This is a genomic window from Bremerella volcania (assembly GCF_007748115.1).
Lineage (GTDB): Bacteria > Planctomycetota > Planctomycetia > Pirellulales > Pirellulaceae > Bremerella > Bremerella volcania.
Genome location: NZ_CP036289.1, coordinates 2,794,500 through 2,814,546, shown reverse-complemented (window position 1 = coordinate 2,814,546; position 20,047 = coordinate 2,794,500). Strand labels below are relative to the sequence as shown.

Genomic DNA, 20,047 nt, shown 5'->3' with positions numbered 1-20,047 from the left:
GCCTCAATTTGCGTATGCCCAGCCTGTCGAACATCACGCTCGGTCGACTTGCCGCAGCGGTTTTGCTGTTGCCGCTTTTATGCGTGAATGCTTTGGCCGCCGAGCCAGCGGCGAGTGAAGAGGTGCTGGCCCGCACCGTTGGGGCCCGCTGCGTCAAATGCCATGGGGCCGATCCGGAAGACCTTTCCGGCGATGTCGACCTGCGAACGTTTGCTGGCAACCAGCACCAGGCAGATGCCCAGCTGCTGCGACAGGTGATCGAGGCCATCGAATTCGGCGCGATGCCCCCTGAAGACGAACCGCCCCTGGAAGATGCCCTGCAACTGCAGCTGATCAACGAGTTGAACACGCGGCTGCACAACGCCGTGACCCGTGAAGACGCGCTGCCGCACGTTCCGATGCGGCGGATGAACCGGTTTCAGTACAACAACGCCGTGATGGATTTATTCGATCTGAAGTGCGTCGTCTTCAGCTTGCCGGAACGCATGATGCGCGATCACAGCGGCTACTTCCAACCGCAAACCGGCAAGATGCCCGGCGTCGTCTCGGTAGGAAGCCGCCCGATGGGCAAGTCGCAGTTGATCGAACCCCGCCTGGCTGGCGTGGCCGTCATTCCGCAAGACCTCCGAGCCGAGCATGGCTTCGACAACCGGGGAGATCACCTCACGCTTTCTCCCTTGCTGATGCAAGAGTTTCTCAAGCTCGGCAAATCGATCACCGAGAGCCCTGACTTCGTGCCGAAGAACGTCGGCATCTGGAAGACGTTTTTCGCGCCGCCCAGCCCGGAACTCGATGCCCGGCAGGAAGCGCGCCGTCGTTTGAAGACGTTTCTCACCCAGGCCTTTCGGCGACCGGTCGAGCCGGAAGTACTGGACCGCTACGCAAACTTCGTCGCGCGGCAGCTGGACGCGGAGGTCCCGTTCCCCGAAGCGATGAAGTCGGCAGCCGCCGCCGCGATTTCGTCGCCGAAGTTTTTGTATCTGTACGATCAGAAGAGTGACGGAGACGTGTCGACTTCGCTCGACGACTTCGAACTCGCTTCGCGGTTGTCGTTCTTTCTGTGGGGCAGCATCCCCGATCGAAAGCTACTCGACCTGGCCGCCGCCGGTCAGCTGAGTTCGCCGGAAGTGCTCGACCAACAAATTGACCGCATGCTGAAAGACGTCCGGCTGAAGCGGTTCAGCGATAGCTTTCCGACGCAGTGGCTGCAGTTGGAACGGATCATCTCGTCGGTTCCCGACCCCGAGCGTTACCCCAATTTTTACTTCTCGCGGTATCGCGACAGTATGCACATGATGCTCGAGCCGCTGCTGATCTTTGAAACGGTACTGATCGAAAACCGGCCGATTCGCCAATTGATCGACTCTGACTTCACCTATCGCTCGCGGCTGCTGGAAGACGCGTATGACACGCTCGCTTCTCCGGATGCCGCGAAACGAGTCAAAGGGGGAGACGTGGCGGTCTTGAAGTTCGAGCGCGTGCCGGTTACCGATCGCCGCAATGGAGGTATGATCACCAATGCGGCCGTCATGACGATGACCTCAGGCCCTCAGCGCACCCAGCCAATTACCCGCGGGGCCTGGATCGCGGCAGTGATCTTCAATAACCCACCCAAGCCTCCGCCGGCCGACGTGCCGCCGCTGGCTGAAAAGCCGCAGGAAGGGGAAGAGAATCTCACCCTTCGCGAACGCCTGGCACTGCATCGTCAGCGAGCCGATTGCCGCGGCTGCCACGAACAAATCGACCCGCTGGGCTTTGCCCTGGAAAACTACAGTCCGATCGGCACCTGGCGCGAAACGTACGACAATGGCCGCCAGGTCGACGTCTCCGGTAAGCTGTTCGGCAAGCACGAGTTTACGAACATCATTGAGTTCAAAGACGCGATCCTCCGCGAAGAAACTCGTTTTGCCCGAGCACTGGCAGGTCACCTCCTTTCGTTTTCCCTGGCTCGCGAGCTGGTTCCTTCCGATCAGATCGCCCTCGATACGATTGTCGCCAATGCTTCGCAAGACGGCTTTCGCCTGCAAACGATGCTTAAGCAAGTGATGCTCAGCCGACCGTTTCTAGCCAAGCGTAACCCGGCCGATTTAAACCCTCCGCAGTTGTCCCAAAAGGTGAGCCCATGAAGAAGTCGCTTGACCGTCGCCGTTTTCTCCGCGGGGTCGGAGGCTCGATGCTGGCACTTCCCTGGCTGGCCAGCGTAAGCCGCGCCGCGGCGTCCAAGCCCGTCGCCCAGCGGATGGCGTTCTTCTACGTGCCGATTGGGGTCGTGCGGCGGGGGTTCTTTCCTGGCGAACAGAACGGCAAGATCCCCGTGGGCAACATGGGCAACGTGATGAAGTCGCTCGACAAGCAAGACCCCAACTTCCGACAAGGTCCGCTGGAAGAACTCACGCCGACGATGAAGCCGCTGGAAGACCTGAAAGGCAAGATCAACCTGATCACCGGCATGGACCGCACCTTCCAGCAGGGGACCGACGTCCACGCGCAGTGCGCGTCGTGCTACTTAAGCAGCGCGAAGCCTTATACGATTGAAGGAACCGCCTGGCCGTTGGATCGGACGCTCGATCATTTGGTCGCCGACAAAATCGGCACCACCACGCCGTTCCGCACGCTTGAGTTCAGCTGCAACAGTCATCGCGATAATAAAGAGTCGATCTACTTCGACAACATCTCGTGGTACGGCACCGGGCACCTGGCCCCATCGATCCGCGACCCGCGTAAGATGTATCGGCGATTATTCTCGACGCAAGACACCGACCAGCTGCGCGACGTCACCGACCTGGTGCTGGAAGACGCCAACAGTCTGAAGAAGCAGCTTGGCTACGCCGACCGTCACAAGTTTGCCGAGTACTTCGACTCGATCCGAGCCATCGAACTGCAGATGGATCGTCTCGAAACGATGAAGAGCGAGCTTTCCAAGGTCGATCTCGAAGAGCCACCCGAAGCGTATCTGCCGCGCGGCGAGTACATTCGCCTGATGGGGGACTTGATGGTGGCCGCCCTGCAGACCGGCCTGACGAACGTGGCGACCTTCATGGTCGGCCCCGAGCGTTGGGACACGCCGTTCATGTTCGAGAGCCTGTTCGACAAACCGCGCAGCCACCACCAGATGTCGCACAATCAAACGAAGATGATCGACGACCTGCTGAAAGTCGACGAGTTCCACATGCAGCAGTTCGCCTACCTGGCCAGCAAGATGGATCGCATCGTCGAAGAGGATGGCACGACCCTGCTCGACAACACGCTGTTCACGTATGGCTCGGGGCTGGGAGATGGCTCGACCCATCAGTACAACGACCTGCCGGTTGTCGTCGCAGGCGGCGGCAGCAAGGTCCGCACCGGGCAGCACATCAACATGCCTGAGGGAACGCCGCTGGCAAACCTCTGGCTAACCCAGGCCCAGATGATGGGACTGGCGATCAACGAGTTCGCCGACAGCAGCGGCACCGTCGATACGATCCGGGCTTAATCGTTCAAGCGGTGAATCGTATTGTGAATCCGCACTTCCACCGGCTTACCTTCGGCCGACTTCAGGAAGCAGCGGATCTCCATGCCCCAGGTCGGTTCGATTTCCGGCAAGGTTAGCGTGACGGTCTTTCCATCGTCCGACAGCTTCGCGGCACTGACCTTCCACGGTCGTTCGTTGTAGTGCTTCGAGCCGTAATTCTTGCTTCGCTGAAGATCCCACGCAGTGATCGCGTAGTTTTCAGGGTTCGTTGCTGTGGCGGGATCGAGCTTACCTGTGAACGTGATTTGAACGCCATCGGTCGATGCGTTCAGCCCGACGGGCAGGTACACCGGCTGATCGGTGCGGCGAATGCGATAGAAGCCCCCAGGCTGCTGCTGATTGCCACCCCAGGCAAACATTCCGCAGACGTACAGCTGGCCATCGACCTGGCTGAAGCGGCCTCGCGCGATTCCCGTGGGGAACTGCGGCAGCGGCAGTTGGCACATGCCTCCTTGCTTCAGTCCGTCGACCGTCTCGAACGGAACGACGTACACCTTACCGTAACCGTACGACAGATTGAGCAGCGATCCGCCCAACGATCCCCAGCAATCTTCCGGTACCCACAACAACTCGGCAGGCGAACGATCGAACTCGTTAGTGATCCAACACAGTGGCGGGTCCATCGCTTCATCGGATGAATCGGTCACGTCGTGGTAACCATACATGTTGCCGTAGAAGCCTCCTTCTTCGACCCAGTTGATGCGGTTCTTCGGGTTCCAGTGTCCTTCCTGATCGGTCACCACGAACGTGCCATCGGGGTTCAAGCACACGCCGTTGGCAGCCCTGAAACCGGTGGCCAGAATATCGGTCCTTTCGCCGTCAGGCGAGACGCGAAGTAGCGTCCCGTGGTGCGGGACGACCGCCGTCAACGCATGCCGGGCCGACTTGGCGTAGTAGAAGTTGCCTGCGTCGTCGACCTGTAGTCCCATCGCGAACTCGTGGAAGTGCTCGGTTACCTGGTGATCGTTGTTAAAGCACTCGTAGAAGTCGGTTTCCAGGTCGCCGTTCAGGTCGCGCAGAATGACGATCTGATCGCGGCACGTCACGTAGATCGCTCCGTCGACGATCTTCAAACCGAGCGGCTGAAAGAGGCCCGAAGCGATGCGCCGCCAGTGGAGCGTACCGTCCTTGGCCATCAAACCATCGACCAGCCAGACGTCGCCGTCCCAGGCACACACGGCCGCGCGATCGCCCCCTTCGTAGAAGTCGAAACCCGTTAGACGCATCTGGGCATTCCACGGATTGGCATCCGGTAGGGTTAACACGTCGGCCGCGAAGGGACCGTCGTTTTCACCGCGGACGGTTTTCGTTTCAATCACCTCTGGCCAGCGGGCAGGGCTTCCCTGCGTAGCCACTTGAAGGTCTGGCGTGTCGCTGCTGGTCAGTTTTACGGCACCGACGATCCGATCGACGTCCTCGGCCGCTTCCGCGGAAGTGAACCACAAGGTGAACTTCGTTGCCTGGTCGGTGGCAGGCAGGTCCAAAAGGAGTGACTGGCCATCCAATCGGAAAGTAGCGTCCGCCGGAGGACTCTTCAGCCCGGCGACCAGGTAGCGGGGAGCATCCGTCGGCCCCGCACCGCGAACGATCTTGGCGTGGTGGTTCTTTCCCGTCTGATCGATCAACTGACCATCTTGGGTGACGCCGGTCTCCCAGCTGGCAATCCGAACTGAGGGCTTGAACGTGTCTTGCTTCTTTGCCGGGCTCCGCTTTTCGCCATAGAACCGCACCGATTCGATCTCCCCTTGAAAGAAGCTTTGCGAAGGGAAGTTGGGGGCGGCGAAACCGATGCGAGCGACCTGGTTCTTTTGCACCTGCTTGGGGCGCAGTTCTTTTGACTGGTCGAGCCGACCATCGATCCAAAGCGCGGCGATGCCAGTTTCATGGTCCCAGACCAAGTCAACGTCGTGCCATTTGCCGTCGTCGACGCTTCGCTTGGAGGTCACCACGCCGACCCAACCGATGTCATAACAGAGCTTGCCGCCTCGCACGAAGAGTACCTTGCCATCGGGCACCCACTTGGGGCCCGGCGTGGTCTGGGCGAAGATCGTGCCTCCTTGCCTGGTGCGGATCCTGGCGGCGATGCTGAAGTCGGACTTCGTCATGTCGAACGCATCGCCGTTGGCGACTTCAGCGTAAGTGCTACCGTCGAACGTTAGCTGGTCACTTACCGGCGGGCTATTCTTGCCCGCTTGCACGACGAACGCCGAGCCATCGTCGTTCCACTTTTTGAGTTGTGCCAGCTCGCTGCCACTGCCAGGTAAATCGGCCACGCGCAGCACCAGCTTGTGATCGCGCGGAGCGATCTCGAACTGCCGGGCAAAGACGGCCGGCGAATCGACCAAGAGCCGCGGCATCTCCAGGACGTCAGCTTTGCCAATTTGATAGCTGATGATGCGATCGCTGCCGTGGCGATACAGTCCGTGGTACTTCGCCCAAGACTTAGGCAGCGGACCATAGTGGCGTCCGTCACGTCCGACCACGCGAGGATCGTCGAACGAGTCATCCTCTGGGTTCGCCCAACCAGGTGCCGTTTTGTTGGCGGCTAACACGTCGCCGACGATATGGGGATGCACGCCGTGCTTGCCGTCGAAGTGGATCCCCTGCCAGTCGATGAAACCTTGCCCCTTCCAGGCGGCCGCCATGCGCATCGTATCGTGATCGAAGATCATCCAGCGGCTGCCGCGCGAGACGCCGCCGGCCCCTTGATCCAGCCGCGTGGCGATTCCCTTGTAGGCGAAGTTGGAACCGTCATTGCCGACTTCATACGTGTTGATGAGGGATGGCCCGTAGTCCATCGTGATCCAGGGCTGCATCGCCGATGGCGCAGGCCCGCGGAAGTCGCCGGCAGGCAGGCCCTTCAAGTAAGCGTCGTCGATAGCGAAATATTGCGAAGGATTGTCCTTCTGGAAGTAGGCCTGACGGATGTAATGAATCACGTCGTACTTCTGCTGCGGCACCATCCATCCCTGTGGCTGCATCATCCCAAAGCCGTGCGTCAGCGTTTGATACATGCCGTGCGGATCGATGCGGTTCTTCAGTTTGGCGCTGGCAAAGCGGGGCGAAGTCGGCAGCGAGCCTGGCTGATCGTGCGTGCCGTGGCAGTTAGCGCAGACGCGCTCGTAGATCGCCTTGCCTCGTTTGAAGCTGGCATCGTTCAAGTCCTTGAGCAGGCCGGCGTGATCGATTCGCTTCTCATACTCCGGAATCGGCTTGACCGCATACAGATGGGGTGCCGGTTCGAGATTACGGGCCGCGATGCGTCCCCCGTCGCGGACCTCCATCAAGTAGCGAACCAGATCGAGAAACTGCTGTCGACCGGAAAGCTGATTGGCGAGGCCTGCCGGCATGAGCGACTGCTTGCCGCTGTTGTGCGCTTCGATCTCGTCGGCGGGAATCGTATGCCGCTGCTGAGCACCGGTCAGCTCCTGCAACACGATGTGATCTGGCGTGCTCTCAACTTGCCGCCCGGTGATCACTTTGCCGTCGACGGTCAAAATGCTAACCGCCTCGAAGCCTTCTCGGATCTTCTTGGAAGGGGCCAGGATGGCGTCGACCAGGTCGGCATCGGAAGGAAGCGTCTTCCACTGCGTCAAATCAGGTCCCAGCTTGGCTTCATCCTCGATCGCATGACACGACCGACACGCCATGTGAGGCTGGTAGAACAGAATCGCTCCCCGCTTCGCGTCCCCCAACTGCCTGGCTTCGGCGGCCAACTGCTGGGGATCGATGGCCTGAAGTTGTTCCTCCAGCGTTTGTGCCAATAGGAGCTGAGCGGAAAGCGTCACAATGAGTAGGGCAAACGTCGAAAGAATTCGATGCGATAGGTTCATGGATGATTTGCGCCGGATGAGGGAGTGCCGGGTGGGAATCGATGCGGTGCCATTAACTTGACCGATTCGTCGAGAAGCACCGCGAATCTGCTTTTTCGTAGCTTTTCATTCTAACAGCCGCCACCTAGGTTTTCTATGAATTCCGCGACGGTCACGCGTATCGCTGCGCACAATACTGGCCTCCAGCGGCGGGAACTCTCGCACTGGCCCCGTTCCGCTAGTCGACTCAAAGCCGTTTTGCCGTCGATCATCGAATTACTTCCATGCCGAATACCATGCCATAGCACACCTTAACAGGCCATTCATTAGCACAGTTAACTTTTATTAAATCATCCTTATATTGTTTGATATAAGAACACAACTATGACACAATCAAACGCACCGTGTTGAGCAAGCGATTTCGGAGTGTTGTCGATGGCTATCCTAAACCCCGCCCCAAGTTGGCAGCCGCCGCGCAATGAGTTATTGACCCTCTATCACGGCTGCACCACGAAAGATCGCGATAAGATCGAGCAAGACGGAGTCAAACCAGAGAAAGGCCGACCGAACACCGACTTTGGCCAAGGCTTCTACACGACCACGCTCAAGCGTCAGGCCCGACACTGGGCATGGGCTCGCTTTTATGCCCCCGAGTTCGCCCACGCATCCGGGTACCAACCGGTGATCCTGACGTTTCAAGTCGAACGGCACGAGCTTGCCAAGCTTGCCGTCCTTTCGTTTCAGCTCGGAGACTACAATCAGGATGACTACTGGAGTCTCGTGCAGCATTGCCGGCAAAGTAGTGCCCCATCCGATCCCAAGCCGCATACAATCAACAGCCACTTCGGTCCACAAGCTGAAAATGGAGGGGACTGGTACGACGTCGTCTGCGGGCCGGTGGCGGCGTTTTGGGAACAGCGCAGTGCCATGCAGGATTCCGACCAATTCAGCTTTCATACCACGGCGGCGGTCAAGTTGCTGAACGATCTGATCAGTAAAAAGAACACAAGCAGTCGATATTCGTCGCAAATTGTCACGAACTAACGGGACGATCTCATGAGCACCTACGTACCGCCTAGTCGAGAGGAAATGGTCGGCCGATTCTGGATGGATGTCCGAACTCGTCTGACCAAGGTTTTTGAGTTATCGGAAGAGCGGGCCGACATGGGAATTGGACGCTACCGCTACGAGACCGAACTTCGCGAGATCGGGGACGCCGTTTACAACCAAGGGGTCGAACTCACGGCGGACATCGTGAACGACGTCATCCTGAACGGTCGTCCCCGCGACATGAGCTGGCAACGAGAGTCTTTTTGACAAGGATCATTCCATTGACAACCTTTCTGTATTGGCTGGGGATCATCGTCGCCGTGATCCTGGGATTTGCGATCGGGGCGCTGGTCTTTGGCTTTGAGCCGGTCGATGGTGCCGACAATTACTTTTGGGTGGTGGTCGCCGGCGGTTTCGGGGGCATCATTCATGGCCTGATCGACGACGGCGGATCTGGTAAGTTTCGACTTCCGCGGTCGGTGACCACGCAGGACAACGACGTCGTCGCCGACATCGGCATCTTTGGCGAAATGCTGATTGGCATGCTGGGGGCCATGATCAGCGTCCTGGTGATTGCTGTGTTTCTGGGAACCGATCCGTTTACCGAGGAAGATCCCGATGTCAGTTTGTTCCGCCTGATCGGCTTTGGTGCCTTGGCCGGCTTCGCGGCTCGTCAGTTTCTGCCCAACTTATCGAAGCGGTTTTCCAGTTTGATCGAAAGCAAGATTGAAACGATGGCCGACGCGGCGAAAGCGGAACAGGCGCGCCAGGCCGAGGTCATCGCCGAAGGCCAAAGGGCACGCGCCGAAATCGTTCGTCTGGCAGGCCAGACTTCGAGGTTGTCGCTGGAAGCCATGCGCGGACAAGGGGCAACCAATTTTGATTCCATGGAAACGCTTGTCGCCGAACTAGCGGGCATTACTCTCCAGACGCATCCCGAATATAAAGAGCGCGTCCGCGCGATGATGGATCTGGCCGATCGCATGGTCGAAGGGGTTCCGGCAGATACGGCCACCAAGCAAAACATCGCGGGTCGAATAGGGTCTGCGGACAATAAAGCTTGGCTGGTTCCCCTGTCGACCTTGATCGCCAGGTCGCCTGAGGATGGCGATGCCCAGCGGTTGCTCGACGCGTATGACGCGGCGCTGAGCGATCCTGAGATACGAAAGAAGAGCAAGTTTATCCTGTATCGTATTTTGCTGGCGATCATTGCCCTGGTAGATTCCGTACGGCTGCCGATCTCGCAAGTTCCGCGTGCCCGAGCGGTCGCCCAGGCATGTCTTGCGATCGATGACGCCAGCCTCAAGAAACGAGCTGCCGTCGTTTTAGCGATGCTGGAGTAGATCATCGGCCTGCAAGCACGCCCCGCGTTTCGGCCTGATCGGTTCGTGCTCAGACCCTGAGAGTCAGGGCAGGGGATCTTACTGCGGTAACAAGATTAGTCGATCGATACCGAGCGATGTTTGAAGTGCAGAATGGCCTGGTTGGGTGACAGGTTAAAAATGGCACGGGGGTTGGCGATCCAACGGTCACCATCGTATTCAAAGACCCCGGTCGCGGCTCGGAGATTGCCGACGGCCTCGACCTCTTCCATGTCTCCTCCTTCGATGGCCTCGAAGCGGACGGTCAAAGAGACAAACGCGCGCAACAGACCGTACTCTTCATCGCAGGCATATTGAACGTCGTCGCCAAACTCGCAATCGACCCAGCGCAAACCTCGCGGCTTGCCACTGGCGGCGGCGGCCTTCAAGAATTCGGTCTCCAGCCATTCTCGGCGGAGACGGAACCGCTGCTTAGCTTGCTCCTGATTCTTGCTGCTCAGTCGGTACCGGCGACGGCCGTGGATCCACTCCGCCAATCCCCACGCACCAATTAAAACGACGAGGACCACAATCGAGATCCAAATTGAGATCCAAATCGCCCACATGGTCATCATCCTCAGCCAAAAGTCGAATTGGGTTCCGCCCAGAAAAGCGAAAAGGACTTCACCCAAACGAAACAATTAAGATGCAATTTATTCTAAGGATCAGCACACCAAAAATACAACGAGTTTTACCGCAACCTAGTCGATGCTGGCACGTGCCGGGCGAACAAGCTACCATAGTCGCCAATTCGCTGTCTTATCCGAACTCTTTTCCTTGCGTCATCGTATGTCGTCGGCTCCGGAGCACTCTCAGACCGCATCGCCCAACGAAGAGCCCTTATTCTTCGTCAAGATTCCCGAAGGGCAGATTTTCGGTCCCGTTCCCTCAAAGGAGTTGGATCAGTGGGTGCTCCAAGGGCGCATCGACCGGCAGTGCGAGCTGCGCAGGACGAACTCGCAGGTTTGGGAGAAATCGGATCAAAGATATCCCATTTTGGCCCTGCCAGAGCAGGTCGGCTCAGGCTCGCCGTTTCACCAGGTTCGCCTCAACGAAACGAATGCCCCTTACCTGGTGCCGCATCGCGGAATCCCCAGTTTAATCTTCGCCCTGGTTGGACTTTTAGGCATCTGCCCCATCTTCAGCATCGCAGCCTGGAGCATGGCCCACTCCGACCTGGAAGAAATCGACAAAGAGCACATGGACCCAGGCGGCCGCACCTTGCTGCTGTGGGCCAACTACCTGGGTATGGCCGGGGTGATCGGCTACGGAGTATTGTTCCTCGGCTTTTTACTGGTGGCGATGCTGCGGCTGTTGTTGTAGGTGGTCCGCTGCTCATGCCATTTGCCCTTTATTTTCATCATGTTTTCCCCACTAGGCACATCTCATGAACGACGAAGCAGACCACTCGTTGGAAGACAGCGATGACGCCCCTGGCTGGGACGCCATCGAGGCGGCACTTGCGCCGATCTACGGCGACCGCGAGCCAATGCACTACGGGACCGTTCTGCCGATGTCGCTCGGTGGGCAAGATCCTCTGCAAGGGATCAGCGCGTACAAAAACCTCGAGCCGCAGCCGCACTATCACTTTGTGACGTTCGGCTTTTCCGAACTGTACGAAAAGGAATCGGACGATCCCGACGTCAGTGGTTTCGGTTTTGAATTGACGTTTCGCCTGGCCTGTGGGGCCGATGCTCCGGAAGAGCCACCGCACTGGCCGCTCAATTTCCTGCAGAACCTGGGGCGGTATGTTTTCTCGACCGGGAACGCGTTCGACGAACGTCATCACATGACGCTCAACGGCCCGATTGCCCTGGGAGAAGAGACCGATATCACCGCGATCATGCTGATGCTCGATCCACAGCTGCAGGAAATCGACACCCCCAACGGCAAGCTTAAGTTTCTGCAAATCGTCGGTCTCTGCACCGACGAGCATCACTTGATCGAAGAAGGTTACTTCGACGCCGTCGCGCTACGAGTCGAAAAGACCGCCCCCTTGGCCATCACCGAAATCTGGCGTGATTCGATTCTGAAGGATCCCAAAACGCTCGACGAAATCACCGCCTCGGAACCTTCGACCAACCAGTCGGAAGTGTTCGGCAGTATCGCCCAGTGGGAAGAAGCGGACGGCAAGCTGCTAATCCAAATCGGAGCGACCGTCGTACGGCAACTGAAAGGGATACTCAAGAATGTCCTCTCTCAAGGGGAATCTGGCGTCGTGTATGGCAAAGGATCAGGGATCGTGTTTCAGCCGGGCGACGGGGTAGAGTGGGAAGTGGACGAAGGCCTGCTGATCGTCACGCTTCCCCCCGAGCTTGCCGCGGCGCTGGCCGATTCCATGCAAGCCGAACGAGGCGTGTTTTCCGTGCCGGAAACCGACCTGGTGGCGATCGAAGTACTTCCGGTGGATATCAAAGATGCCGACGGCAACGTCATCAAAACGGTGGGCTAGCCGATGGCCAAGCCAAAACAGAGTGCTGGGCTCGTGATGTTTCGCCTGTGCGAAGGCCAATGCCAGGTACTGCTTGGGCACCCAGGCGGCCCTTTCTTTCAAAAGAAAGACGCCGGCGTCTGGTCGATTCCGAAAGGAGAGTTGGACGAAGGAGAGGACGCCTTCGCCGCCGCGCAGCGTGAGTTCCAGGAAGAAACGGGGCTAGTAGCCCATGGCCCTTTCATCCAGCTGACGCCGATCCAACAAAAGGGAGGTAAGATCGTACATGCCTGGGCGTTTGAAGGAGACTGCGATCCGACCACCATCATCTCGAACACGTTCCCGATCGAATGGCCTCCCAAGTCAGGCCGACAGATCGAGATTCCGGAAATCGATCGAGCCGAATTCTTCGACTTGCCCGAAGCCAAGATGAGGATTAACCAAGCCCAGGCGGCTTTGCTGGATGAACTGGCCGAAAAGCTCGCCGGCCAGCGACTTGCTTAATCGTCCCAATCCCGTAGCGTCGATGACCTCTTATCGTGTCTTGCTGCATTGGCGATGAAGTCGGGTGATTTTCGGCGAGATTCTTGATCACGTGTGGCACCTGCCAAGGCCGCCTGGTAGCGAGTGATGACGTGTTTTGCTAGGCTACCTCGACCCAAATTCATAGTCTGCTATTCCCAATAGCTCGCTCGTCCCAGCAAGTCGGGAAACGAAGCGGGAATGTTCGATAAACCTTTACAATCACTCAATTGATTTCGGTATGCAGCTTTTCTACGACCCAGACGACTTGCCGGATGCCAAGAGGCTTAATGACAAGAGAATCGACTGGCTCAGAGAAATCGGAGCAGTTGAGCTTCATCGGGCTCTACCCGATGCAACCGGATTCCTATTCAGTTATCAGCACGGCGAGTCGCACTTGGTCCAACAAGTGGAAGATCATCCAGGAATCCACGACCGTCCCAGCGAACGCCAAGAACTCATACGATTGGACGACATACTTCGTACACTTGCCGAGAATGAGATAGATGTGCCAACTCCCAAGACATGGGTGCTTGAGATCGACCAAGAACTTCCCGATGACTTGAAATTCCCCCTGTTTCTTCGCACTCCAAGGTCATCGTGGAAACGGGGAGGAGAACAGGCAAAGGTTCGCAATTTACGTGAACTTGCGGATGAATCGGAACTGCTGCGACGTGCTTTTGGATGGAACACACCAATTATTGCCCGTCAATGGCTTGATATCGCTGTGGCTGGGAAGTGGATGTTCGGAAATGCTCCGCAGGAAATTCGCACTTGGGTTGTCGATGGTGAACCGGCTGCATGGAGCTTTCACTATCTTCATGCTGTGCCAAATCCGGCTGGATTCCCGCTTTCTGAGGACGACTTATCTCAGTTGAAAACGATGGCAGCCACTGTCGCTAAACCATTTCATTCCAGGCTAATCGTCGTAGACTTTATTCGGGATACGCGTCTTCAATGGCACTTCATCGAGGCAGGCCCCGGAGCGGTCGCCGGGACGGCACATCAATGGGTTTTCAAGTACGTCGCCAATCGACTAGTTGGAAAAGAAACGAACCCGATTGCCGACGAGGTGGGAGGCGCATTTTAGTTTTTTTTGCTTTCGATGTGACCATACTATCCGCTTCTCTATGTTGGTAATGGAGCCCAGAGGCGATCTGGCATCGGTGACTGGTAGTCGCCCGAGCCAAGATTTGCTAGTTTACCAGCCATAGCCTCTGCTCATTCTCCGTTTCGTTTGTTCAAAATTCCCCCCGCACAGGACTCGTTTCCGCAATGCCGCTCATCGGTGCCCACATGTCGATCGCTGGCGGCTACTACAAGGCCGTTGAGGCTGCTGCCGAAGTCGATATGAATGTCGTGCAATTGTTCTGCAAGAACAACAACCAGTGGCGGGCCAAGGCGATTACCGATAAGGACGTGTCCCTCTTTCAAGATGCGCTGGCCAAGCACAACGTCGATGCGCCGCTTTGTCATGCTTCGTACCTGATTAACCTGGCTTCGCCCAAGGCCGAGTTGTGGGAGAAGTCGGTCGAAGGGCTGAAGATCGAGATGCTGCGGTGCGAGCGGCTAGGCATTCCGAACCTGGTGTTTCATCCCGGTGCTCACATGGAGGCCACGCTGGAAGAAGGGATCGAACGAATCATCCAGGCAATCGACGAGCTTCACCAGCAACTGCCGGATTGCCCGGTGACGCTATTGTTGGAAACGACCGCGGGGCAGGGGAGTTCGATCGGGCACAAGTTCGAGCATCTGCAAGCGATCCTCGAAGGGGTGAAGCAGGGAGAACGCGTGGCCGTGTGTCTGGATACGTGCCACATCTTCGCGGCCGGCTACCCGATCTCCGAAGAGAAAGACTTCAAAGCGACGTTTGAGGATTTCAACAAGCTGATCGGCTTCGACAAGCTGCGGGCAATCCACTTGAACGACAGCAAGAAGGACCTCGGATCGCGGGTCGACCGGCACGATCATATCGGCGAAGGCAAGATCGGCGTCGAGGCGTTCCGGCACATGCTGAACGATCGCCGCTTCAAGAAGATCCCCATGTATTTGGAAACGCCCAAAGGGGAAGAGAATGGCGTGCTGTACGATGCCAAGAACCTGGCCACGCTGCGTTCGCTGATCAAGTAACAAGCGATCTACTCGTCGTGCAGGCCTTGTTCTAGCTGCCGCGTGTAGCGATTGGTTTGCTCCTGCTTCCGTTTTTTGTTAATACTCTTGCGATTCATCAGCACGAGCACCCGCAGGAGGGTACCGGCCGAGAACAAACCAAAGAAGATCGCGGCGATCACCAGGTAAAGATAGTAGGCCGAAGCTTCGCCTACGAAGGTGCCCACGACCAGAAAATAGACGTGGGCAACACAGATCACTCCCATCAAGCCGCCGACCGCGATCAATTGGTCAGGCGACTTCCAAATTCCTTCCTTCGACAGCACGAAGGACAACCGTTGCCACAGTGTGGACTGCTTTCGACGGCTCATGACACCCGCTTAAACCGATTCGATGTACACGCCGCGGCGATCGCGTTGTTCCTGGCGGGCATCGTCGATCATCAGGGCGACCTTTTTGACGTCCTTGATGCCGGGGATGCGCAGTTCGGGATGGGTGCGGTCACTAGAGGTAATCTTGATCGTACCGACGTTAAACATGCGATCGAGGATCCCCTGTTCGACGGTCACGTCGTCGATGTCGATCACTTCGATCCGGTCGGTGGTTCGTTTGATAACACCGTGTTCGTGCATGAAACGACGCGTGGTCAGTTCATACGAAACACCCATCTTGATCCACCAAACGCGGATGAACTGGGCAATCCACAGCACAGGGATCGCGAAGACCAGAGGCCAGAAGAACACGCCACCCACAATCAGCCCAATGGTGATCAGGGTCAGAATGATGAAACTGCCGCTCTGATCGACGGCCGAGTAACCGCCGCTCCAGATCTGCTCGTCCGGGCCGCTACCGGCTTTCTTCTTACCGGCGGCAAACTTGTTTTGCGGATCTTGATTGTAGGCCCCATCGACAGCGGCGTTATCGGGGTTGTCCGACTGACTTTGCTGTCCGGGATCATTTGGGTTGAAGGGATTATTGGGGTTGCTCGCGTCCATCGTTCAATTCCTTCCCAATGGAAAAAGCAGGAGTGCCTGCGTGGTTCTTGAAAAAGGGGGATGCCTGTGAGCGAATATTCGCAAAAACGAGGCCAATCTTGATCCTTTTCCCGGTCATTATAGAGTTTCTGAAAGCTCAAAAAAGCGTCCCCGCCACTTGTTTTTCGCCAAACGGGTCGCGCATCAACCAGGGGAATTGCGAGTTATCTTGTTTGCTGAAGGAGACTTAGCTTGCTCAATTTGAAAGTTCAGGCCAAACTATGAAGATTGAAGCAGTTTCCCTGGCGGTGACCGCGCACGATTTCTGTTCGCGCCATCGTGATATCGAGTAAGCCCTATGCGATGCCCGTTCTGTCGAGCCGACAACGACCGTGTGATTGACTCACGCGCAAGCCAGGACAGTTTCTCGATTCGCCGCCGGCGCGAGTGCCTGGGCTGTAAGCGGCGTTATACCACGTACGAACGCGTGGAAGAACTCGACATCAAGATCGTCAAGAAAGATAACGTCCGCGAACCGTTCCATCCCGAAAAGATCAAACGGGGTTTGTCGCTGGCCTGCTGGAAGCGCCCCATCAGCGAAGCCCAGATCGAAGCGATCGTGGCGGCGGTCGAAAGCGAGATCTACTCCCAGTACGAAGGGGAGGTGGAAAGCCGACTGATCGGCGAGATGGTCATGCAGCACCTGCACGCGATCGACCAGGTCGCTTACGTCCGCTTCGCGAGTGTCTACCGCGAGTTTAAAGACGTGCGAGACTTCGTCGATGAACTGCAACCGATGCTCAAGAAGTACGCGCCCAGCGTGCCGAAGCCGTCTTCGTAGGCGTTTGTCCTCGCGGACGAAACATTGAATAATGCCAGAAGTTAATCGACCCGCGACACGCTGGCCCTACACGAGACTGAGCAAACACGCGAATTCGCCTAAATCCTTGAGAAGCCTGAGCCATGATCAGCATATCGCAACTGACCAAAGATGCCCTATCGCTGCCGCCGGAAGAGCGTGCCCGACTGGCTCAGACGCTTTTGGAGAGCATTGATTCGAGTCTCCCAGGTGCTCCTGATGCAGAGTTGATAAGTGTTCTGAAACGAAGAGTGAAGGAACTCGACGACGGAGTGGTGCAGGCCATTCCACTCGCTCAAGCCATGGAGCAGGCTCGTAGATCGCTCCAATGATTATCGATGTCCATCCAGAAGCTTTACTCGAACTGCAAGAGGCCGCAAAGTATTACGAGTCGAAGTCGACTAATCTTGGTGTCGAGTTCCTCGATGAATTTGAAGCGTGCACAAGGCGCATCAAGGAATCTCCAACGCGTTTTGCCTTGGTAAATGCCAAAACGCGTTGTTGTTCGATGTTTCGTTTTCCCTTCGGAATCTATTATCGCCTGTCCGAAAACCACGCCAGAATCATCCTCATCCGACATCGTAGCCGTGATCCCAAATACGGAATGGATCGGACTTAGATCGCGGGCTCGGATTTAGCGTAACTTTCAATCCAGTCGATCTTGCCGATTACTACTCCGGCTGATACCCATCCCACATCCAAACCAACGTGTCGGCCAGGGTCTGTTCGAATACCTTCTTATCGCAGTGGCGGGTCGCCTTGCTGAAGATGAAGCGGTAATCGTAACCCTTGGCTTTCAGCGCGGCGGCCGTGCGGCGGTTGGCCATGACCCAGTTGTGGTAGGTCTCTTCCGGGTCGTTGGCTCGGTTGTCGTTTTCGGCAACGTGCGTGAAGATCCGCAGCGGTTTCTTTTCGCTGTTTTCGATCAGCTTCATGCTCGAGTGATACTCCCAGGCACCCAGCGGGTAGTCTTTTTCTTGCGGGGCGTCATCGTCTTGTTGATCGACGAAGGTGCCAGAATAGGTGATCAGGCGGCGGAACAGGTCGGGGCGGAACCAACCGATCGTCAGCGCGGCGGCTCCGCCGGAGCTGCACCCCATGACCGCTTTGCCCCAAGGATCTTCGGTGAACGCGATGTTCGGATAAGCGGCTTTGATTTCGGGATTGTCCAAGACGGCGGGAAGAACTTCGTCGTTGATGAACCGGGCATGGCGGTCCGACATGGTATCGTATTCCAGACCGCGCTGGCTGCCTTTCCCGTCGTTTCCTCCGTTTTGCACGCCGATCGCAATGAACGCTGGCAGCTTGCGCTGCGGGTCCTTCGAGATCGTCAAGTTGTCCAGCGCGTTACGGACCAGGTTCAACCGGCTAGGACCGTCAAACGATACCAGGATCGGGGCCTTGGTCCCATCTTCATACGCGGCCGGAACGTAAACGAAGATCTTCCGTTCGGTTCGCACGTCCTTCTTCGGATCGAGCGTGACGTCTTTGCCGTCGAAGATCTTGCTCTCGGCCAGCGGCATCGAGAATTCGAAGTACTTTCCCTTGGGATTACCACGATCGGTCAGATCAGGATCGATGTGATAATCTGGGCCGATGACGAAGTCGCCGTTGCCGGAAATCTCTTCGGCCTGACTGGCATAAGGAAAAAACGTAACGAGCAGCGCCAGAGCAATGAGGGGAAGGGTTCGCATGGTGAGATGTCGCAGGGAAGGGGAGGTGGAGGTCAGAGCATCTCCCTTAGCATATTCAACAGCCGACCTCCGCGAAAGCGCCAGCCACGCCGATTAATAGCAGCGTTTGAGTACGAACTCCGCCAGCTGACGCAGCGCCGTGGTTGCGTCACCTTCGGGCCACTCGGCGATACTCGCCAGTGCACTCTCGACATGGCGGATGGCCGATTGGCGAGCGTAAGCAGCGCTGTCAAACTCTTCGAGCCAAGCCAGTACCTGGGCGGGATCGGGGGTTTCGGCCTGCAGGACGCTCAGCATTTCGGCTCGCGTTTCCGGCGGAGCGACCTTCAATGCATGGATGATCGGCAGAGTCGGCTTACGCTGGGCCAGATCGGTACCGAGCGTCTTGCCGGTGCGGTCGGTGTCCCCTTCGATGTCAAGAAGATCGTCGACAATTTGGAAAGCAACGCCCAGGCAGCGTCCGTATTCTGCGGCTTGCTTGCTCGCATGGGCCGGTGCGTCGGCGTAGATCGCTCCGAGTTCGCACGCGCATTGGCATAATACGGCCGTCTTGGCCTCGATGATCGACAGGTACTCTTCTTCGCTCAGGTCGAAGCGTCCCTTGGTCGTGATCTGGCGAAGTTCTCCTTCGCAGACGATGTTGGTTGCCTGACCTATTTTCTGGGCGGCCAAGGTGGTTGGCAGCGTACTGGCCAGGTAGAACGCGTGCGTGAAGAGGAAGTCCCCCACCAGCACGCTCGACTCGGTTCCCCAGCGATGATGAATCGTTTCCAGATGACGCCGCGTATCGGCTCCGTCGAGGACATCGTCGTGAATCAACGTGGCCGTGTGGACCATTTCGAGAACGGCCCCCAGCTTGTGATGACTGGCATTAAGGTTGTTCCAAGCCTGACCGCACAGCAGGACCAGGGCAGGGCGAAGACGCTTGCCGCCGAGCAAATAGCCGTAAGAAACGATGTCGCTGACCTTAGGGAACTTGGACGACATCTCCCGCTTCAAAATCGCTTCGACTTCCGCCAGATCGTCACCGATTCCACCGTAACAACGCATCAATGCTTCGGCACTGGGAGCGGCTGGAGTCTGATTCGCAGGATTCACGATGGTCTCGATTCGCTTTCTATTCGGCTTTAAGTTCCGTCGCACGCTGGAAGGTGCCTGACTTGCCCCCTGACTTTTTCATCAGGCGGACATGCTCGATTTCCATTCCTCGATCGATTGCCTTGCACATGTCGTAAATGGTGAGTGCGGCGACCGAAGCGGCCGTCATTACTTCCATTTCGACGCCTGTCTTTGCGGTCACTCGCGCCGTGGCGGTCACCAGCAGCCGGGTCGTATCGGCAAACTCGAATGCCACTTCGATGCTTTCCAGCGGCAGTCCATGGCACAGGGGAATCAACTCGTCGGTTCGCTTGGCGGCCATGATGCCGGCCAGGCGTGCCACTTGCAGCACCTCCCCTTTCTTATTTCGGTTGTCACGGATCGCATCTGCGGTAGCGGCTTCCATTTTTACGCAAGCCTCGGCGACCGCTTCGCGAAGGGTGGCTTGCTTCTGCCCTACATCGACCATCTTGGCCGCGCCAGACTCGTCCAGGTGCGTGAAATCCGCCATCAACCCCTCACACGTAAAATCACGAATGCCTCCATGTTAAGACGATTCGTCATTCTTCAGAAGGGGCGCTGGCAACGTTTTCTGCGGATGAAAGCCACACCCTGGCATCGAGTAA

20 protein-coding genes are annotated in these 20,047 nt (G+C 57.3%); 13 read left to right on the top strand and 7 right to left on the bottom strand.

Annotated features, from left to right (window positions below; translation table 11 throughout):
* The first annotated feature begins 14 nt into the window (after window positions 1-14).
* Together Pan97_RS11560 and Pan97_RS11555 are read left to right on the top strand one after the other, a co-directional pair.
* Window positions 15-2,126 (top strand): DUF1592 domain-containing protein, encoded by a 2,112-nt coding sequence (locus tag Pan97_RS11560; RefSeq protein WP_144972662.1) that lies wholly within the window; start codon window positions 15-17, stop codon window positions 2,124-2,126.
* A complete protein-coding gene (locus tag Pan97_RS11555) occupies window positions 2,123-3,472 on the top strand; it encodes a DUF1552 domain-containing protein (protein ID WP_144972660.1) in 1,350 nt (449 codons plus the stop codon). The genes Pan97_RS11560 and Pan97_RS11555 overlap by 4 nt, the downstream gene beginning before the upstream one ends.
* Here the strand turns inward: Pan97_RS11555 and Pan97_RS11550 are convergent.
* Window positions 3,469-7,344 carry a DUF6797 domain-containing protein gene (locus tag Pan97_RS11550; protein WP_144972658.1) on the bottom strand — a complete coding sequence of 1,292 codons (3,876 nt, stop codon included), beginning with the start codon at window positions 7,342-7,344 and terminating at the stop codon, window positions 3,469-3,471. The two genes, Pan97_RS11555 and Pan97_RS11550, sit on opposite strands and share 4 nt — an antisense overlap.
* Before the next feature lie 414 nt (window positions 7,345-7,758).
* Between Pan97_RS11550 and Pan97_RS11545 the strand changes: the two genes are divergently transcribed.
* Genes Pan97_RS11545 through Pan97_RS11535 form a run of 3 tightly spaced genes read left to right on the top strand, consistent with a single transcriptional unit; the run spans window position 7,759 to window position 9,716 of the window.
* Window positions 7,759-8,367, top strand: coding sequence for a DUF3990 domain-containing protein (locus Pan97_RS11545; RefSeq protein WP_144972656.1), 609 nt, complete (start codon window positions 7,759-7,761; stop codon window positions 8,365-8,367).
* 12 nt (window positions 8,368-8,379) lie between these two features.
* A complete protein-coding gene (locus tag Pan97_RS11540; RefSeq protein ID WP_144972654.1) occupies window positions 8,380-8,640 on the top strand; it encodes a hypothetical protein in 261 nt (86 codons plus the stop codon).
* Between the two features lie 14 nt (window positions 8,641-8,654).
* Window positions 8,655-9,716 (top strand): hypothetical protein, encoded by a 1,062-nt coding sequence (locus tag Pan97_RS11535; protein WP_144972652.1) that lies wholly within the window; start codon window positions 8,655-8,657, stop codon window positions 9,714-9,716.
* A 95-nt stretch (window positions 9,717-9,811) separates the two neighbouring features.
* Here the strand turns inward: Pan97_RS11535 and Pan97_RS11530 are convergent, their stop codons facing one another.
* Window positions 9,812-10,300, bottom strand: coding sequence for a hypothetical protein (locus tag Pan97_RS11530; RefSeq protein ID WP_144972651.1), 489 nt, complete (start codon window positions 10,298-10,300; stop codon window positions 9,812-9,814).
* Between the two features lie 211 nt (window positions 10,301-10,511).
* Between Pan97_RS11530 and Pan97_RS11525 the strand changes: the two genes are divergently transcribed.
* The 5 genes from Pan97_RS11525 to Pan97_RS11505 all read left to right on the top strand — a co-directional run bounded on the left by Pan97_RS11525 (window position 10,512) and on the right by Pan97_RS11505 (window position 14,817).
* Window positions 10,512-11,057 (top strand): hypothetical protein, encoded by a 546-nt coding sequence (locus Pan97_RS11525; protein ID WP_144972649.1) that lies wholly within the window; start codon window positions 10,512-10,514, stop codon window positions 11,055-11,057.
* 64 nt (window positions 11,058-11,121) lie between these two features.
* Complete coding sequence (locus Pan97_RS11520; RefSeq protein ID WP_144972647.1) at window positions 11,122-12,186, top strand: suppressor of fused domain protein; 1,065 nt, start codon at window positions 11,122-11,124, stop codon at window positions 12,184-12,186.
* Window positions 12,187-12,189: 3 nt separating this feature from the next.
* Window positions 12,190-12,669, top strand: a complete 480-nt coding sequence (locus Pan97_RS11515; RefSeq protein WP_144972645.1) for an NUDIX domain-containing protein — start codon at window positions 12,190-12,192, stop codon at window positions 12,667-12,669.
* A gap of 286 nt (window positions 12,670-12,955) precedes the next feature.
* On the top strand, window positions 12,956-13,777 hold the full coding sequence (locus tag Pan97_RS11510; protein WP_165698711.1) for an ATP-grasp domain-containing protein: 822 nt from the start codon (window positions 12,956-12,958) through the stop codon (window positions 13,775-13,777).
* A 185-nt stretch (window positions 13,778-13,962) separates the two neighbouring features.
* Window positions 13,963-14,817 carry a deoxyribonuclease IV gene (locus Pan97_RS11505; RefSeq protein ID WP_165698710.1) on the top strand — a complete coding sequence of 285 codons (855 nt, stop codon included), beginning with the start codon at window positions 13,963-13,965 and terminating at the stop codon, window positions 14,815-14,817.
* Between the two features lie 8 nt (window positions 14,818-14,825).
* Here Pan97_RS11505 and Pan97_RS11500 read toward each other — a convergent pair whose 3' ends face one another.
* Entirely contained in the window at window positions 14,826-15,167 is a 342-nt protein-coding gene (locus tag Pan97_RS11500; protein WP_144972641.1) for a hypothetical protein, read from the bottom strand.
* A 9-nt stretch (window positions 15,168-15,176) separates the two neighbouring features.
* Window positions 15,177-15,791, bottom strand: coding sequence for a PH domain-containing protein (locus Pan97_RS11495; RefSeq protein WP_144972639.1), 615 nt, complete (start codon window positions 15,789-15,791; stop codon window positions 15,177-15,179).
* 337 nt (window positions 15,792-16,128) lie between these two features.
* Here Pan97_RS11495 and nrdR point away from each other — a divergent pair, with 337 nt between their 5' ends.
* The 3 genes from nrdR (at window position 16,129) to Pan97_RS27150 (ending at window position 17,248) form a co-directional block, all read left to right on the top strand.
* Window positions 16,129-16,611, top strand: coding sequence for a transcriptional regulator NrdR (nrdR, locus tag Pan97_RS11490; protein ID WP_144972636.1), 483 nt, complete (start codon window positions 16,129-16,131; stop codon window positions 16,609-16,611).
* A gap of 122 nt (window positions 16,612-16,733) precedes the next feature.
* On the top strand, window positions 16,734-16,961 hold the full coding sequence (locus Pan97_RS11485; RefSeq protein WP_144972634.1) for an addiction module protein: 228 nt from the start codon (window positions 16,734-16,736) through the stop codon (window positions 16,959-16,961).
* Window positions 16,958-17,248: a type II toxin-antitoxin system RelE/ParE family toxin gene (locus tag Pan97_RS27150; RefSeq protein WP_144972632.1), complete on the top strand. Its 291-nt coding sequence runs from the start codon at window positions 16,958-16,960 to the stop codon at window positions 17,246-17,248. Before Pan97_RS11485 ends, Pan97_RS27150 begins: the two co-directional genes overlap by 4 nt.
* Before the next feature lie 52 nt (window positions 17,249-17,300).
* Here the strand turns inward: Pan97_RS27150 and Pan97_RS11475 are convergent, their stop codons facing one another.
* The 3 genes from Pan97_RS11475 to moaC all read right to left on the bottom strand — a co-directional run bounded on the left by Pan97_RS11475 (window position 17,301) and on the right by moaC (window position 19,932).
* Window positions 17,301-18,323: an alpha/beta hydrolase gene (locus Pan97_RS11475; RefSeq protein ID WP_144972629.1), complete on the bottom strand. Its 1,023-nt coding sequence runs from the start codon at window positions 18,321-18,323 to the stop codon at window positions 17,301-17,303.
* 93 nt (window positions 18,324-18,416) lie between these two features.
* A complete protein-coding gene (locus tag Pan97_RS11470; protein ID WP_196782362.1) occupies window positions 18,417-19,421 on the bottom strand; it encodes a polyprenyl synthetase family protein in 1,005 nt (334 codons plus the stop codon).
* A gap of 19 nt (window positions 19,422-19,440) precedes the next feature.
* Window positions 19,441-19,932 carry a cyclic pyranopterin monophosphate synthase MoaC gene (gene moaC, locus Pan97_RS11465; protein WP_144972627.1) on the bottom strand — a complete coding sequence of 164 codons (492 nt, stop codon included), beginning with the start codon at window positions 19,930-19,932 and terminating at the stop codon, window positions 19,441-19,443.
* Between the last annotated feature and the right edge of the window lie 115 nt (window positions 19,933-20,047).

What these genes read in the sequence shown, in the direction of transcription:
- Pan97_RS11560 (WP_144972662.1), top strand. Translation starts at nt 15, where the DNA reads ATGCCCAGCCTGTCGAACATCACGCTCGGTCGACTTGCCGCAGCGGTT.
- Pan97_RS11555 (WP_144972660.1), top strand. Translation starts at nt 2,123, where the DNA reads ATGAAGAAGTCGCTTGACCGTCGCCGTTTTCTCCGCGGGGTCGGAGGC.
- Pan97_RS11550 (WP_144972658.1), bottom strand. Translation starts at nt 7,344, where the DNA reads ATGAACCTATCGCATCGAATTCTTTCGACGTTTGCCCTACTCATTGTG.
- Pan97_RS11545 (WP_144972656.1), top strand. Translation starts at nt 7,759, where the DNA reads ATGGCTATCCTAAACCCCGCCCCAAGTTGGCAGCCGCCGCGCAATGAG.
- Pan97_RS11540 (WP_144972654.1), top strand. Translation starts at nt 8,380, where the DNA reads ATGAGCACCTACGTACCGCCTAGTCGAGAGGAAATGGTCGGCCGATTC.
- Pan97_RS11530 (WP_144972651.1), bottom strand. Translation starts at nt 10,300, where the DNA reads ATGTGGGCGATTTGGATCTCAATTTGGATCTCGATTGTGGTCCTCGTC.
- Pan97_RS11520 (WP_144972647.1), top strand. Translation starts at nt 11,122, where the DNA reads ATGAACGACGAAGCAGACCACTCGTTGGAAGACAGCGATGACGCCCCT.
- Pan97_RS11515 (WP_144972645.1), top strand. Translation starts at nt 12,190, where the DNA reads ATGGCCAAGCCAAAACAGAGTGCTGGGCTCGTGATGTTTCGCCTGTGC.
- Pan97_RS11505 (WP_165698710.1), top strand. Translation starts at nt 13,963, where the DNA reads ATGCCGCTCATCGGTGCCCACATGTCGATCGCTGGCGGCTACTACAAG.
- Pan97_RS11500 (WP_144972641.1), bottom strand. Translation starts at nt 15,167, where the DNA reads ATGAGCCGTCGAAAGCAGTCCACACTGTGGCAACGGTTGTCCTTCGTG.
- Pan97_RS11495 (WP_144972639.1), bottom strand. Translation starts at nt 15,791, where the DNA reads ATGGACGCGAGCAACCCCAATAATCCCTTCAACCCAAATGATCCCGGA.
- nrdR (WP_144972636.1), top strand. Translation starts at nt 16,129, where the DNA reads ATGCGATGCCCGTTCTGTCGAGCCGACAACGACCGTGTGATTGACTCA.
- Pan97_RS11485 (WP_144972634.1), top strand. Translation starts at nt 16,734, where the DNA reads ATGATCAGCATATCGCAACTGACCAAAGATGCCCTATCGCTGCCGCCG.
- Pan97_RS27150 (WP_144972632.1), top strand. Translation starts at nt 16,958, where the DNA reads ATGATTATCGATGTCCATCCAGAAGCTTTACTCGAACTGCAAGAGGCC.
- Pan97_RS11475 (WP_144972629.1), bottom strand. Translation starts at nt 18,323, where the DNA reads ATGCGAACCCTTCCCCTCATTGCTCTGGCGCTGCTCGTTACGTTTTTT.
- moaC (WP_144972627.1), bottom strand. Translation starts at nt 19,932, where the DNA reads ATGGCGGATTTCACGCACCTGGACGAGTCTGGCGCGGCCAAGATGGTC.